Source organism: Thiocystis minor, assembly GCF_016653465.1.
Taxonomy (GTDB): Bacteria; Pseudomonadota; Gammaproteobacteria; order Chromatiales; family Chromatiaceae; genus Chromatium; species Chromatium minus.
In genome coordinates, this window is record NZ_NHSQ01000132.1 from 53065 (window position 1) to 65449 (window position 12385).

General features: G+C 62.9%; 13 protein-coding genes. 7 read left to right on the forward strand and 6 right to left on the reverse strand.

What is annotated here, in order from left to right; translation table 11 throughout:
* Nucleotide 1: 1 nt before the first annotated feature.
* The gene (locus tag CCR95_RS18175; protein WP_201097050.1) at nt 2-466 is read left to right on the forward strand and encodes an EVE domain-containing protein; all 465 of its coding nucleotides are present in this window, start codon (nt 2-4) and stop codon (nt 464-466) included.
* A 59-nt stretch (nt 467-525) separates the two neighbouring features.
* Here the strand turns inward: CCR95_RS18175 and CCR95_RS18180 are convergent, their stop codons facing one another.
* From CCR95_RS18180 to CCR95_RS18200, 5 genes are all read right to left on the reverse strand, one after another.
* Nucleotides 526-882 (reverse strand): hypothetical protein, encoded by a 357-nt coding sequence (locus CCR95_RS18180; protein WP_201097052.1) that lies wholly within the window; start codon nt 880-882, stop codon nt 526-528.
* A gap of 72 nt (nt 883-954) precedes the next feature.
* Nucleotides 955-1290, reverse strand: coding sequence for an SET domain-containing protein (locus CCR95_RS18185; protein ID WP_476718529.1), 336 nt, complete (start codon nt 1288-1290; stop codon nt 955-957).
* 33 nt (nt 1291-1323) lie between these two features.
* Complete coding sequence (locus tag CCR95_RS18190; RefSeq protein ID WP_201097067.1) at nt 1324-3540, reverse strand: nitric oxide reductase activation protein NorD; 2217 nt, start codon at nt 3538-3540, stop codon at nt 1324-1326.
* 157 nt (nt 3541-3697) lie between these two features.
* Nucleotides 3698-4171, reverse strand: a complete 474-nt coding sequence (locus CCR95_RS18195; RefSeq protein ID WP_201097069.1) for a hypothetical protein — start codon at nt 4169-4171, stop codon at nt 3698-3700.
* A 323-nt stretch (nt 4172-4494) separates the two neighbouring features.
* Nucleotides 4495-5013, reverse strand: a complete 519-nt coding sequence (locus CCR95_RS18200; protein WP_201097071.1) for a retropepsin-like aspartic protease — start codon at nt 5011-5013, stop codon at nt 4495-4497.
* Nucleotides 5014-5345: 332 nt separating this feature from the next.
* Between CCR95_RS18200 and CCR95_RS18205 the strand changes: the two genes are divergently transcribed.
* On the forward strand, nt 5346-5861 hold the full coding sequence (locus tag CCR95_RS18205; protein ID WP_201097073.1) for a hypothetical protein: 516 nt from the start codon (nt 5346-5348) through the stop codon (nt 5859-5861).
* A gap of 40 nt (nt 5862-5901) precedes the next feature.
* On the opposite strand, the gene xthA is transcribed toward CCR95_RS18205, so the two are convergent.
* Nucleotides 5902-6720 carry an exodeoxyribonuclease III gene (xthA, locus tag CCR95_RS18210; RefSeq protein WP_201097075.1) on the reverse strand — a complete coding sequence of 273 codons (819 nt, stop codon included), beginning with the start codon at nt 6718-6720 and terminating at the stop codon, nt 5902-5904.
* Between the two features lie 248 nt (nt 6721-6968).
* Here xthA and CCR95_RS18215 point away from each other — a divergent pair, with 248 nt between their 5' ends.
* The 5 genes from CCR95_RS18215 to CCR95_RS18235 all read left to right on the forward strand — a co-directional run bounded on the left by CCR95_RS18215 (nt 6969) and on the right by CCR95_RS18235 (nt 12356).
* Nucleotides 6969-8723: a SulP family inorganic anion transporter gene (locus tag CCR95_RS18215; protein WP_201097077.1), complete on the forward strand. Its 1755-nt coding sequence runs from the start codon at nt 6969-6971 to the stop codon at nt 8721-8723.
* 3 nt (nt 8724-8726) lie between these two features.
* A complete protein-coding gene (gene murU, locus CCR95_RS18220) occupies nt 8727-9389 on the forward strand; it encodes an N-acetylmuramate alpha-1-phosphate uridylyltransferase MurU (RefSeq protein ID WP_201097078.1) in 663 nt (220 codons plus the stop codon).
* A 129-nt stretch (nt 9390-9518) separates the two neighbouring features.
* Entirely contained in the window at nt 9519-9755 is a 237-nt protein-coding gene (locus CCR95_RS18225; protein ID WP_207188677.1) for an ATP-binding protein, read from the forward strand.
* A 29-nt stretch (nt 9756-9784) separates the two neighbouring features.
* Nucleotides 9785-11206 (forward strand): glutamate-cysteine ligase family protein, encoded by a 1422-nt coding sequence (locus CCR95_RS18230; protein ID WP_201097080.1) that lies wholly within the window; start codon nt 9785-9787, stop codon nt 11204-11206.
* A gap of 115 nt (nt 11207-11321) precedes the next feature.
* Complete coding sequence (locus CCR95_RS18235; RefSeq protein ID WP_201097082.1) at nt 11322-12356, forward strand: M14 family metallopeptidase; 1035 nt, start codon at nt 11322-11324, stop codon at nt 12354-12356.
* The last annotated feature ends 29 nt before the right edge of the window (nt 12357-12385 follow it).

Here is a 12385-nt window from a genome sequence, read left to right on the forward strand (position 1 = left end):
CATGAACTACTGGCTCTTCAAATCCGAACCCGAGACCTTCGGCATCGACGATCTGGCATCGCGCCCCGATCAAACCGAGCCCTGGGACGGGGTACGCAATTATCAGGCGCGCAACATGCTTCGCGATCAGATGCGGATCGGCGACCGGATTCTCTTCTACCACTCCAATTGCGAAGTGCCAGGGGTGGTCGGGATCGCCGAGGCGTCGAGCGCTCCCCGTCCGGACCCCTCCGCTTTCGATCCCGAGGCAAAGTATTTCGATCCCAAGAGCCGTCTCGAACAGCCACGCTGGTATCTGGTGGATGTGCGCTACGTACGTCATCTGAAACGGACCATCCCGCTTGCGCAACTCAAGGAATACGCGCAGGGCGAGTTGGATGGGATGCCGCTGGTGCGCAAAGGCAATCGGCTCTCGATTATGCCGGTCAGCCCGGAGCAGTGGCGGTTCATCCTGGGACTGGAGTAGACCGCCATTGCTCGGTGCGACGCGCGTGAGGCAACCGAATCTGCCGACGGATCTCGCGTCTACAGTTGCCTGACGACTGGCGCCTGCTGGAGCCCAAGCATCTGCCTGCCAAGCTTGATCGCCTGTTCGGCGAAGGTCTCCAGATCGCCCCAGCAGTCGTTCGTATCGACCACCTCGGACATGAGCGCGCTCACGACCCGCAGTCGATAGGCGCCATCGGCCCGCTCGGCGGCTGGCGTCTGCTCGGCGCAGACATAGAGGACGGGCTCGCGCTGCGCCGGCGGGACGAGCGCCAGGATATACCGGTAGAAACGGCTATCCCCGCTCTCGATCTCGCCCAGGAGCGAGGCGGTATGGTCGCCCACCTGATAACGGCGTTTCGGAATCGCGGTCTTGATCGCTGGACGGTCTTGCATCGGCTTGCTCCGTTAAAATGTTCTGAACAGATGGGGACGCACCGCGCGGAACGCGAGACGAAGCGGTTTGGTTCAGGATCCGGCGGCATAGTCGATGCTGATTTCCTCATCCACGGCGATCGTCCGCCGGGCATAGAGGTCGAAACCGTCGAATTCCGCATTCGGCCGATCGCTGTGATTCAGCCAGCGCAGCAGATTATTGCCGCGCCGGCCGATCAGGACGCCCGTCTCGGCCGCATAAAGCCAGAGCACATGAGGGCCGTCCTCATCGACCTCGACGCCTTCGAAGGTTCCGATGTAATCCCCGACAGCGAAACGCATGCGGGCAAAACAACCTTGACCATGAATCGGCGACGGGGCCGCATAGAGCCGGCGGCGCAATGGGTCGAGTGCATGATGGCGATGCAAGATACAACGGGATCCCGTCTATAAAGAGTGAGCCTACACCGTCATCCGCCGATAAATCTCCGAGACGCGCAACGGTAGCTTACCGACCTTTTCGACCAGGACGTAACCAGCCGGTCCAAACACGTGGGGCAGGTATTCCTGGGCCTGGTCGTCGATGGTGATGCAGAAAGGGTGAACGCCCCGACCGCGCGCTTCCAGCACCGCCTGGCGGGTGTCTTCGATGCCATAATCGCCACGGTAGCCATCCTCGTCGTCCGGTCGACCGTCGGACAGGACGATCAAGACGCGGGTGCGCGCCTCGACCGCCAGCAGCTTGCGTGTCAGATGGCGGATGGCGACGCCCATGCGGGTGTAGTCCTGGGGCCGGATGCCGCTGATACGGGCCTGCACCTTGGCGTCGTAGGACTCGTCGAAATTCTTGATTCGATAGCTGTCGCAGCGGGTGTGGGTATAGCCGGAGAAGCCGTGGATGGCGTAGCGGTCGCCCAGACGTTCCAGCGCCTCGCACAGCAGCACCAGCGATTCGCGTTGGGCGTCGTTGATCCAGCCCTTGGTGGATCCGCTCATGTCCACCATGAACAGCACCGCGAGATTGCGGTCGAGCTTGCGGCGACGCAGAAACAGGCGGTCGGTCATCTCCAGTCCCTGTGCCTGATCGGCGTGGGCCTCGACCAGTGCATCGATATCCAGATCGTCGCCGAAGGGTTCACGCTTGATCAGCCGCTCCTCGCCGCGGATCGCCTCGAAGGTGCGGTAGAGGTGTTTCAACAGTCCCCGGTATTTGTGACGGGTCGCGGCAACGAAGTCATCCGGCTGGGGGTGAACATCCTTCTCGCGCAGTTGACACCAACCCTTGCGATAGCCCTGACGGCCGGCGTCCCATTCGTCGTAGAGGAAGGTATCGGGCGCGTGCGTGGGCGCGCCATCATCCCGCGCCTGGACCGACTGGCGCTGATAGACGCCCTGCCCCGCCGCCTCCAGATACTCGGGCGGGATATGGCCGAAGTCCTGCGCGATGGATTGCAGGAGCTGCACGGTCGCGGGGATCGAGCGCACCGGCTGGTCGCCCAGCCGCAATTGGAAGGCGAAACCGTCGGGCCAGTCATCATCGGGCTCGGGATCGACCCGAAACGTCGGCGTTTCGCCAGCGGGCGAACGACGGCCGACGGCCTGCTCGGCGACGATCTGGGCCAGCGTCGCGTGCAACAACTCGCGTTCGCGGGCGATTCGCACGGCGGCGATCTCGGCCACCCGTTCCGGGCGGAGGTCGCCCTGATAGCAGAGAGGCGCCAGCGGAACGACATCAGCGGCGTACAGCTCGGCGACCAGCGCCCAACTCAGGGCTGCGTCGGCCTCGGGACGGGTCACCCGCTCGGCGATGGTGCGCCAGCTCGGCGAGAGCGACTCGCGGCCCGCCAGTCGACGCATCTCGCGCCAGAGACCGGGGAGTTCGGTGGCGAGCCGGGCATCCAGCCTGAATCTCTCGATCGACTGGAACAGGGCGAGTGCGCGACTGGAATCTGGATACGTCGCCAGATGGACTAACGCGGGTTCGCGCCAGGTGCCGCACCAGGTCTGGGCCCAGAGGTAGGCGACGATCGCCTTGTAAAGTCGAAAATTATCAGCCGGGTCGGGAAATTGGCTCAGGAACGGGGGCAGAAAGAGCGTTTCGGTGTCGGTATGGATGACCGCGTCGGTTTCCAGACGGAGCCCGCGCCCCGCAAGGCCGATGGTCCATGACTCCAGCACCGGCTGAACCTCAGCGAAACGCACTTGGCAGCGACGCTCGCGCAAGGTTCTGGCGTCGTCGGCAACCCCTTGCATGACGCGGATGCCGCCCTGGGTACCCGAGCGGTCGTAGGTGTCCAAGAGCTGGACGATCCAGTCATGGATCTCGTCGTCCGGGAGATGGCGCAGGATCTCCGGCGCGTGGATGCAAAGATGATAGGTCAGCTCCAGGCTGGTGCGGGCGACCCGTGCCAGATGGCCGAACATCGCCTCTACCCGAGCGGCGGGGAACCAGGCCAGCGCCTCGGCGGGCGGGCGCACACTGCGGCGCATCGACAGCACCCGATACACGAGCGTTTCGAGTCGTTCATGAATGCTGTCCTCGGAGAGGGCATCGGAGGCCCGCCGTCCCTCCTGTCCATAACGGGCGGCCAAGACCTCGACATTGAGTGGGTTGGCACGGATCCGTGCCAGGCATTCTTCCTGACCGATCTGGATGTCGATACGGCGGTCGTCGTTCATGAATCCATCCCGTGAATCAATCGGGGCGACCGATGCGGACCAGGTCGAGATATGATCAGACCCATTTCCCCCGACGGGAGATGGGCGAAACCCGACCTGAGAAGCTCCACGGACGATCGATGACCGCCCCGGAGCCACACGTCACGTTGGATGCGCGTTAGTCCTCATAGCGCAAGAAGATGTTGCTGTCCGAATCTTGACGCCAAAAATCGCTCCCAGCCGATCCCATGCCCGTGCCGGACGCATACATGCCGGAGGATGACGTGCTGGATGACGATCCCATCGGCATGCGCTCGAAGGCGGAGAATTCGGTCCGTTCCTCGCTCGTCCGATTGTAGGGCCACTCGTAGTTAAGGAAGTTGTTGGTATACCAACCGCTCCACCCCCCGACACCGTGCGGATTCGATCCTCCGCTGTACGATTCAAAGGCGGAGAATTCGGCCCGCTCCCCGCTCGTCCCATGGTAAGGCGATTCGTAGTTGAGGAAGTTGTTGGTTCGCCAACCGCTCCATCCCTCGAAGCCGCCACGATCCGCTTCGCCGTACTCGGGCATGTTTGAGGACGACACCAGACTCGTCTGCAACAGACCGGCCGCAAGCAAGCCTAGCGCAAAACTGCCTTTCGTCTTCATCTCGATACCTCATCAAGTGGAAACACGAAATATCATGCATACCTTGACCCCTGTGCCCGAACGGCAGAACCCGCGAGCAATCGTCTCCGCGCCGCCCCCAACACAGGATGGTCAACTCGATTTAAAGTATGGATAACGATTTCCACAAAAAAACCGCTCGGTTTTTAGCCTATTTTCGTGGTCAATCGCGCCATGTTGTCTGCGCCCCTGGCGGATCGCGGCAACAAGCGAGGCGGGAATCGCAAAGGGATACATTCAGGTGGTGAGCGCCCACTACATGGACGCGACCTGCCTCCGCCCTCCTCGCGGTGGCAGGTTCGGGATCAGTCGGTGGCGGCGTTAAAGGCAACCGCCGACGGGGACGCCGCAGCGGCCGTGGCCGCGCAGTGACTCAACACCAGCGACGGCGGATCCACCGAAAAGATGAAGGGGGCTGCCTTGCGAAGGGCGCTCAGACCCAGGATCTGGCGCGTCCCGGCGGGGAACACCGCCGCTTCCACATCGTGGAGCCAGCAGTCGCCGCCGATGTTCAGCGCGCCGATGGCATAGATCGAGACCTCCATCTCGCTGCCATTGGCGAGGATGCCCTGGAGCCGTTTGACATAACGAACGCCACCCTGGCGCTTGAGTGTGCGAAGGGTACCCTCGTTGATCGTGACATAGCCCGAACCGGTGTCGACCATCAGTTCCGTATCGCCGAAACCCTGGATATGGGTGGGAACATAGAAGGTTGCCGCCGCCCTCTCCCGCATCGCGATGCGGGTATCGAACTCCGCCGCCAAGGCTGGGTTCAAGGTCAATAACAGCACTGTCAACGGCACAAAAAACAACCTTGATCGCATGGAACGCTTTCCTTCGAAGGAGGTGAAAGTGCACACTAGCCCAGAGTCTATCCTGAAAGAAAATGAATATTCCGTGACGAGCGTCACTGTTTGGTCGTCGATACGGTACCGGCGGTCGGGTCGTTCTTGCCGACGTCGCTCGGCAACGTCGCCCGAGTCCGTGCTAGCAACCGAATCAAGCCCAAAATTCACCTAGGTTTTGCTCGGAACTCACCGCGCCGCCCTGAACTCGAATACCGTGACAAGTGCCGCCGGGTGACGGAACGCGGGTCAAGCCGTCTCGGTCACCGGACATCGCGGCACGGATCCTGTCCCACTTGGGAGGTATCGAGATGAAAACCATAGGCAATTTCACGCTGAGCCTGCTCGCGATCGGCATGCTGCAGGTGACTCCGGCGTTGGCGGCCGATCTCAGCGGCCTGCCGCCGGCTCAAATGCACAATGGCATCACCTATATCACCGGCGGTATCGGCCAGCCCGAGTCCGACGCCATGAAGGCGGCGGCTGGTCGTTACGACCTCATGCTGACCTTCGCGGAGCGTAGCGGCGCCTATCTCGCCGGCGTCAAGGTCAACATCGCCGATCGGAGCGGCGACACCATCCTGGATCTTATTTCCGGGCCGATCCTGCTGGTCGATCTACCCGCCGGCAGCTATCGAGTGCGGGCGGACGTGGCCGGCAATCCGCTGGTCAAGACCATCGACATCGCTGGCAAGACGCACCGCCATGTCGCTTACGCCTGGCCCAACAACATCGACGAGCGAAGCGAATTCTCCGCCTTCGAGTCCGAGCCGATGGAGCGCGCGCCATCCAAGTCCACCGGGACATCCTCCGGCATGAGCGAATGAGGTGGAATGAGTAGACCGAAGCGGATGATCGCCGTTCCGGTCAGAGGTCGAAGCTGGCCCACACCGGACAGTGATCGGAGGGCTTCTCCATGCCACGGATGGCATGGTCGATGTCCGCGCCGAGAAGACGTTCTCGGAGTGGCGCCGTCACCAGCAGATGATCGATCCGCAATCCATGCTTGGGCTCGCGTTCGAACCCCCGCGAACGATAATCGAACCAACTGAACTGATCGTCGACTTCGGGGTGAAACGCCCGATAGGCGTCAGTCAGCCCCCAGTCCGTGACCGCCTTGAGCCAGTCCCGCTCTTCCGGCAGAAAGCTGCATTTGCCGGTTCGCAACCAGCGTTTCGCGTTATCCGCGCCGATTCCGATGTCCAGATCCAGCGGGGCCACGTTCATATCGCCGAGCACCACCAGCTTCTGGTCCGGCGCGAAGTCCGCGCGCAGATAGTCCAGCAGATCTGCGTAGAATTTTCGTTTCGCAGGGAATTTCAGCGGATGGTCGCGGGCCTCGCCCTGGGGGAAATAGCCGTTGATGACCGTGATTTCATCGCCGTTCGACAAGGGGTAGCGTCCGGCGATCACGCGGCGCTGGGCGTCTTCGGCATCGCCCGGAAAGCCTCGGGTCACGACCAGCGGCTCGACCTGGCTGAGCAGGGCCACGCCATAGTGGCCTTTTTGACCGTGAACGTGGGTCGCGTAACCGAGTCCCCGCGCCCAGTCGAACGGAAACTGCTCGTCGGCGACCTTGCATTCCTGAAGCCCGATCACGTCGGGGGCGTGCGCCGCTTGCAGCGCCTCGATCTGATGCGGGCGAGCGCGAATTCCGTTGATGTTAAACGACACGATCTTGAACAAAGCAGGCAGCCTCCAGTGACTCGATGCGTCGGAAGGCTAGCATGCCGAGCAGAACATCCAAACTGTTCAATCACATTATAAATCTTTAATATTGCCAGTCACTGACGGGAATATTGTTAGTCCCTAACGGGAATATTGGTTGTTCTCGACGGGACCGGCCACGGCCGACGCCAATCCGGCCCAGCGCAACCGTACACAACGACCTCGATTCTCGCCCTCTTCCATTTTGCCCAGGACTTCGCCTCGCCATGAAAACCGCCCGCTTGCCCAATTGGTCCTGGATGCTGCCTTTCATGACCTGGCTGCCGGGGATTGGGCGCGTCGAACTCCGGGCCGATCTGGTCGCGGCGCTGACCGGCGCCATCGTCGTACTACCGCAGGGCGTCGCCTTCGCCACCATCGCCGGGATGCCGCCCGAGTATGGTCTCTACGCCGGTATGGTGCCGGCCATCATCGCCGCGCTGTTCGGCTCGTCGCGCCATCTGGTCTCCGGGCCGACCACGGCCGCCTCGGTGGTGCTCTTTTCCTCGCTCTCCATCATGGCGATTCCGGGCACGCCCGATTATGTCACCCTGGCCCTGACCCTGACCTTCATGGTCGGCGTGATGGAACTCGCCTTGGGGTTCGCCCGCATGGGCGCGCTGGTCAATTTTATCTCGCACTCGGTGATCGTCGGCTTTACTGCGGGCGCGGCGGTTCTGATCGCGGCCAAGCAGCTCAAATATTTCTTCGGCATCGAGATGGACAGCGGCGGCCATCTGCATGACATCCTGCTCCACTTCGGCCAGCACATCGTCGAGATCAATCCGCTCGCCACCCTGGTGGCCGCCGTGACGTTGGCGATCGGCATCGTCTGCAAACGCTGGCTGCCGCGCATCCCCTACATGATCGTCGCCATGATCGGCGGCAGTCTGCTGGCGGTGGCCCTGGATCTCTGGCTGGGGGCCGACCGCACCGGCATCGCCACCGTGGGCGCCCTGCCCGCGAGTCTGCCGCCGCTCTCCTCGCCCTCGCTGACGCTCGATCACATCCGCCAATTGGCGCCCACGGCGCTGGCCGTGACCCTCTTCGCCCTGACCGAGGCGGTCTCCATCGGCCGCTCGCTCGCCGCGCGCGGCGGTTATCGCATCGACGGCAATCAGGAGTTTATTGGCCAAGGGCTATCCAACATCGCGGGTTCCTTCTTCTCGGGCTATGTCGCGACCGGCTCCTTCAACCGCAGCGGGGTCAACTACGAGGCCGGCGCGCGCACGCCGCTGGCGTCCATCTTCGCCGCCTTCATGTTGATGGCCATCGTGTTGCTGGTGGCGCCCTTCGCGAGCTATCTGCCCAAGGCCGCGATGGCCGGCGTGCTGTTCCTTGTCGCCTGGGGACTGATCGATTTCAAGGAGATCGGCCATATCCTGCACGCCTCCCGGCGCGAAACCGGCGTCCTGGCGGTGACCTTCTTTTCCGCCATCTTCCTGGAACTGGAATTCGCCATCTTCTCCGGGGTTCTGCTGTCGCTGGTGCTCTATCTTGATCGCACCTCCAAGCCGCGGATCGTGAGTCTTGCGCCGAATCCTCTCCTGCCCAATCACGCCTTCTCCAGCGATCCGGATCTGACCCAATGCCCGCAGTTGCGCATCCTGCGCATTGACGGCTCGCTCTTCTTCGGCTCGGTCGCCCATGTCGAGCAGTTCTTCGACCGGCTGCGCGCGGAACACCCCGAACAGAAACACCTGGCCCTGATCGCCAACGGCATCAATTTCGTCGATCTTCAAGGCGGTCAGACGCTGGCGCTGGAGGCCGAGCGGCGCCGGGCGGATGGCGGCGGCATGTATCTGATCAATGTCAAACAAGGTCTGTGGGAGGAACTGGAACGCTGCGGCTGTCTGGACGCCACCGGCGCGCGCAATGTCTTCCAGGCCAAGACCGCCGCGATCCGCGGCATCTATCAGAAACTGGACAAGAGCGTCTGCGCCACCTGCGACAAGCGGATCTTCCGCGAGTGCAACGCCTGAACCATGAAAGCGATGATCCTCGCCGCGGGACGCGGCAACCGCATGCGGCCGTTGACCGACCACACGCCAAAACCGTTGCTCGAAGCCGCCGGCAAACCGCTCATCGTCTATCACATCGAGCGCCTGGCGGCGGCCGGCTTCCGTGATCTGATCATCAATCATGCCCATCTGGGTGAGCGGATCGAGGCGGCCCTGGGCGATGGCGCCAACTTCGGGGTGCACATCCGCTATTCGGCCGAGGCACAGGCGCTCGAAACCGGCGGCGGTATTTTCAAGGCGCTCCCACTGCTTGGCCCCACGCCTTTTCTGGTCGTCAACGGCGATGTCTGGACCGATTGCGCGCTGACCGATCTGAACCTGGACGCGGACGACCTGGCCCATTTGATCCTGGTGGACAATCCGGACCATCACCCAACGGGCGACTTCGCGCTTGCCAATGGGCGGGTCTATCCTGAAGGATCGCCGCGCTATACCTTCAGCGGTCTCGGACTCTACCGCCCCGAGCTATTCGACGGCTGCTCAGCGGGCGCCTTCCCGCTCGCGCCCCTCTTACGCAACGCGATGCTGGCGGGACGGGTCGGCGGTCGGCGGCATGCCGGGCGTTGGTTCGATATCGGCACTCCGGAACGACTGGGCGAGTTGGATCGGCTGCTCGGGCGTCAGTAAACCGCGATCCCGGGAGCGAAGATCGAACCGGGCGCTATACTGGATTCAGGCAACGGCGAAGCAACCGCGCGCGCCATCCGAAAGCATCTTCATCTCTCGCGAACGTCATTCACGAATCGATAGAGGATCATGATGAACATTCAGATTGCCGACATTACCCTGCACATCGATGAGTCCCTGGATGCCGAAAACCGCGCGCGCATCGAAACCGCGATCCGCGCCGTCGATGGCGTGGTCAGCGTTCATGCCCAAACGGACCGCCCCCATCTCATGATTGTCGGATACAACCCCGAGAAAACAAGCAGCGCGGCCATCCTGGAGGCCGCGACCGCGCAAGGCATCCATGCCGAGTTGATCGGGCTGTAACGCGATTTTGCCGCCGCTCGCACGCGCGCATGGGTCAGGCAATCGCCGCTTCGCAGTTTACGCAACGCGACTTCGACGAGTTTTCCAAGCGTCTGCGTCAGGAGACCCGTTTGCTGGAGCGCTGGTTCGCGGATGGCATGCTGGAAAACGGGGAGCCAACCGTCGGCTACGAGTTGGAAGCCTGTTTGGTCGCGCCCGACATGCTCCCCGCGCCACAGGTCGACGCCTTGCTGAAACAGGTGGCGGACCCGCTGGTCGTCCCCGAACTCGCCACCTTTAACGTCGAGTTCAATGGGACCGCGACCCGCTTGCAGGGCAATGCGCTCTCACGTCTGGCGGGAGAACTGACCGCGACGCTGGAGCAAGTCAACCGCGCGGGCTCGGGTCTTCAAAGTCGCCTGACCATGATCGGCATCCTGCCGACGGTGCGCCCGGAGCATCTCGCCCTTGACTTCATGACCCCCCGCGAGCGCTTTCGCGCACTCAATGCCCGGATCTTCGAGCTGCGCCACGGACGCCCCCTGCGACTCCTCATCGAAGGGCGTGACCGTCTGGACCTGGAGTGGCGCGACGTGATGCTGGAGGCGGCGGCCACCTCCTTCCAACTCCATCTCAAGGTCACGCCGGACGAGTCGGCGCGGGTCTATAATGCCTCGAAAGTGGTCAGCGGCCCGCTGGTGGCGATCAGCGCCAACTCGCCCTATCTTTTCGGTCGCGATCTCTGGGACGAGACCCGCATCCCGCTGTTCGAGCAAGCAGTCTCGGTGGGCGGCCCCATCCTGCAGGAGCGCGCCAATTTCGGTTTTCGCTACGCCGAGCGCTCGATCCTGGAAACCTTCCGCGCCAATTTCGACCGTTATCCGGTGCTGCTCCCTCAGTTGATGGATTCCCCGCCGGAGCGACTCGCCCATCTCTGCCTGCACAATGGCACCATCTGGCGCTGGAATCGTCCGCTGATCGGCTTCGATGCGTGCGGCCGTCCGCATCTGCGCATCGAGCATCGGGTGATGCCCGCCGGCCCCTCGGTGGCGGATGCGATCGCCAATGCGGCGTTCTATTTCGGTCTGATGCGGAATCTGGCGCGGGATGAAATACCGCCCGAGTCGCGCTTGCTTTTTCTTCACGCGCAGAAGGGATTTTATACCTGCGCCCGCGAGGGACTCACCGCGCGGATCCCCTGGCTGGACGGCCGGACCCTGCCCGTGACACGGATCCTCAAGGACGATTTGCTCCCCCGCGCCAGACAGGGGCTGGCGGAGTTGGGGATCGATCCGGCGGAGCGCGAGCATTGGCTCGGGATCATCGCCGAGCGCCTGGAAACCGGTCAGACCGGCGCGCGCTGGCAGCGCGCCTGGGTGGAACGCCATCAGCCGGACATGGCCGGTCTGACCGCGGCCTATCTCGCGCATCAAGAGAGCGGCCAGCCAGTTCACCGGTGGACGTTAGACTAGCGCGACCCATATCGATGACCGTGGGGCGGGTTTGAAACCCGCTCGCTCGAAACGGCGCGTATCATTCGATGAACGCGGTTTCATCAGTACAGCCATCGGATTCCGAACACCCTCCATGCTCAAGCAATTCGACGCCCTGCCCGACGGACTCCTGGACGCGGAGAGCCACCAACTGAACGCATGGCTCGGCGCGCCCACGCTGATTCATTTATCCGGCGCGCGCGAACCGGCGCTCTTCGTCTCCGTGTTGATGCACGGTAACGAGACGGTCGGCTGGGATGCGATCAGGGGTCTGCTGAACGCGCGACTCGCCCGCTTCGGCGAGTTGCGCCTACCCCGCGCGCTGACGATCTTCATCGGGAATGTCGCCGCGGCGGCCAGCGGCGCGCGTCACCTTCCCGATCAGCCTGACTACAACCGCGTCTGGCCCGGCTCCGTCACGTCCCACACGCCAGAACACGACATCATGGCGCGCGTCGTCGAGATCATGGCCGAACGGGGGCTCTTCGCGAGTCTGGATTTGCATAACAACACCGGCTCCAATCCACACTATGCCTGTATCGAGCGGATCGATCATCGCATCCTTCAGCTTGCGACACTCTTCAGCCGCACCGTCGTCTATTTCAAACGCCCGACCGGCGTCCAGTCGATGGCCATGGCGCGGCTCTGTCCGTCCGTCACCGTGGAGTGCGGCAAGGTTGGCGAGCAACAGGGCGTCGAGCATGCGCGGAGTTTCATCGATGCCACCTTGCATCTGAACGACATCCCCGATCATGCGCTACCGGCTCAGGACATCGACCTCTTCCACTCCGTCGCGCAGGTCACGGTACCTGCCGAGGTTCGCTTCAGCTTTTCGTCGGACGCGGTCGATCTGCGCTTAAACCCAGCCCTGGAGCGCTGGAATTTTTGCGAGTTGCCGCGCGGTACGGCCTTCGGCCGACGACTGAATGGGAAGGCGGCCCGACTGGAGGTCCGTGACGAACAGGGGCTGGACGTGAGCGAGCGGTACTTTTACGTCGAGGACTCCGAACTGCGCCTGCGTCAGCCCGCCATGCCATCCATGCTGACCCGCGACGAGACCATCATCCGCCAGGATTGTCTCTGCTATCTGATGGAGCGCTATCGCGAGCATCTACCGCAACGGCGCTAAACCGCGTCAATGGCGACGGTGGCGCGGGC

Excerpts from the sequence above, each read along its gene's own strand:
- CCR95_RS18175 (WP_201097050.1), top strand. The coding sequence starts at position 2 with ATGAACTACTGGCTCTTCAAATCCGAACCCGAGACCTTCGGCATCGAC.
- CCR95_RS18180 (WP_201097052.1), bottom strand. The coding sequence starts at position 882 with ATGCAAGACCGTCCAGCGATCAAGACCGCGATTCCGAAACGCCGTTAT.
- CCR95_RS18190 (WP_201097067.1), bottom strand. The coding sequence starts at position 3,540 with ATGAACGACGACCGCCGTATCGACATCCAGATCGGTCAGGAAGAATGC.
- CCR95_RS18195 (WP_201097069.1), bottom strand. The coding sequence starts at position 4,171 with ATGAAGACGAAAGGCAGTTTTGCGCTAGGCTTGCTTGCGGCCGGTCTG.
- CCR95_RS18200 (WP_201097071.1), bottom strand. The coding sequence starts at position 5,013 with ATGCGATCAAGGTTGTTTTTTGTGCCGTTGACAGTGCTGTTATTGACC.
- CCR95_RS18205 (WP_201097073.1), top strand. The coding sequence starts at position 5,346 with ATGAAAACCATAGGCAATTTCACGCTGAGCCTGCTCGCGATCGGCATG.
- CCR95_RS18215 (WP_201097077.1), top strand. The coding sequence starts at position 6,969 with ATGAAAACCGCCCGCTTGCCCAATTGGTCCTGGATGCTGCCTTTCATG.
- murU (WP_201097078.1), top strand. The coding sequence starts at position 8,727 with ATGAAAGCGATGATCCTCGCCGCGGGACGCGGCAACCGCATGCGGCCG.
- CCR95_RS18225 (WP_207188677.1), top strand. The coding sequence starts at position 9,519 with ATGATGAACATTCAGATTGCCGACATTACCCTGCACATCGATGAGTCC.
- CCR95_RS18230 (WP_201097080.1), top strand. The coding sequence starts at position 9,785 with ATGGGTCAGGCAATCGCCGCTTCGCAGTTTACGCAACGCGACTTCGAC.
- CCR95_RS18235 (WP_201097082.1), top strand. The coding sequence starts at position 11,322 with ATGCTCAAGCAATTCGACGCCCTGCCCGACGGACTCCTGGACGCGGAG.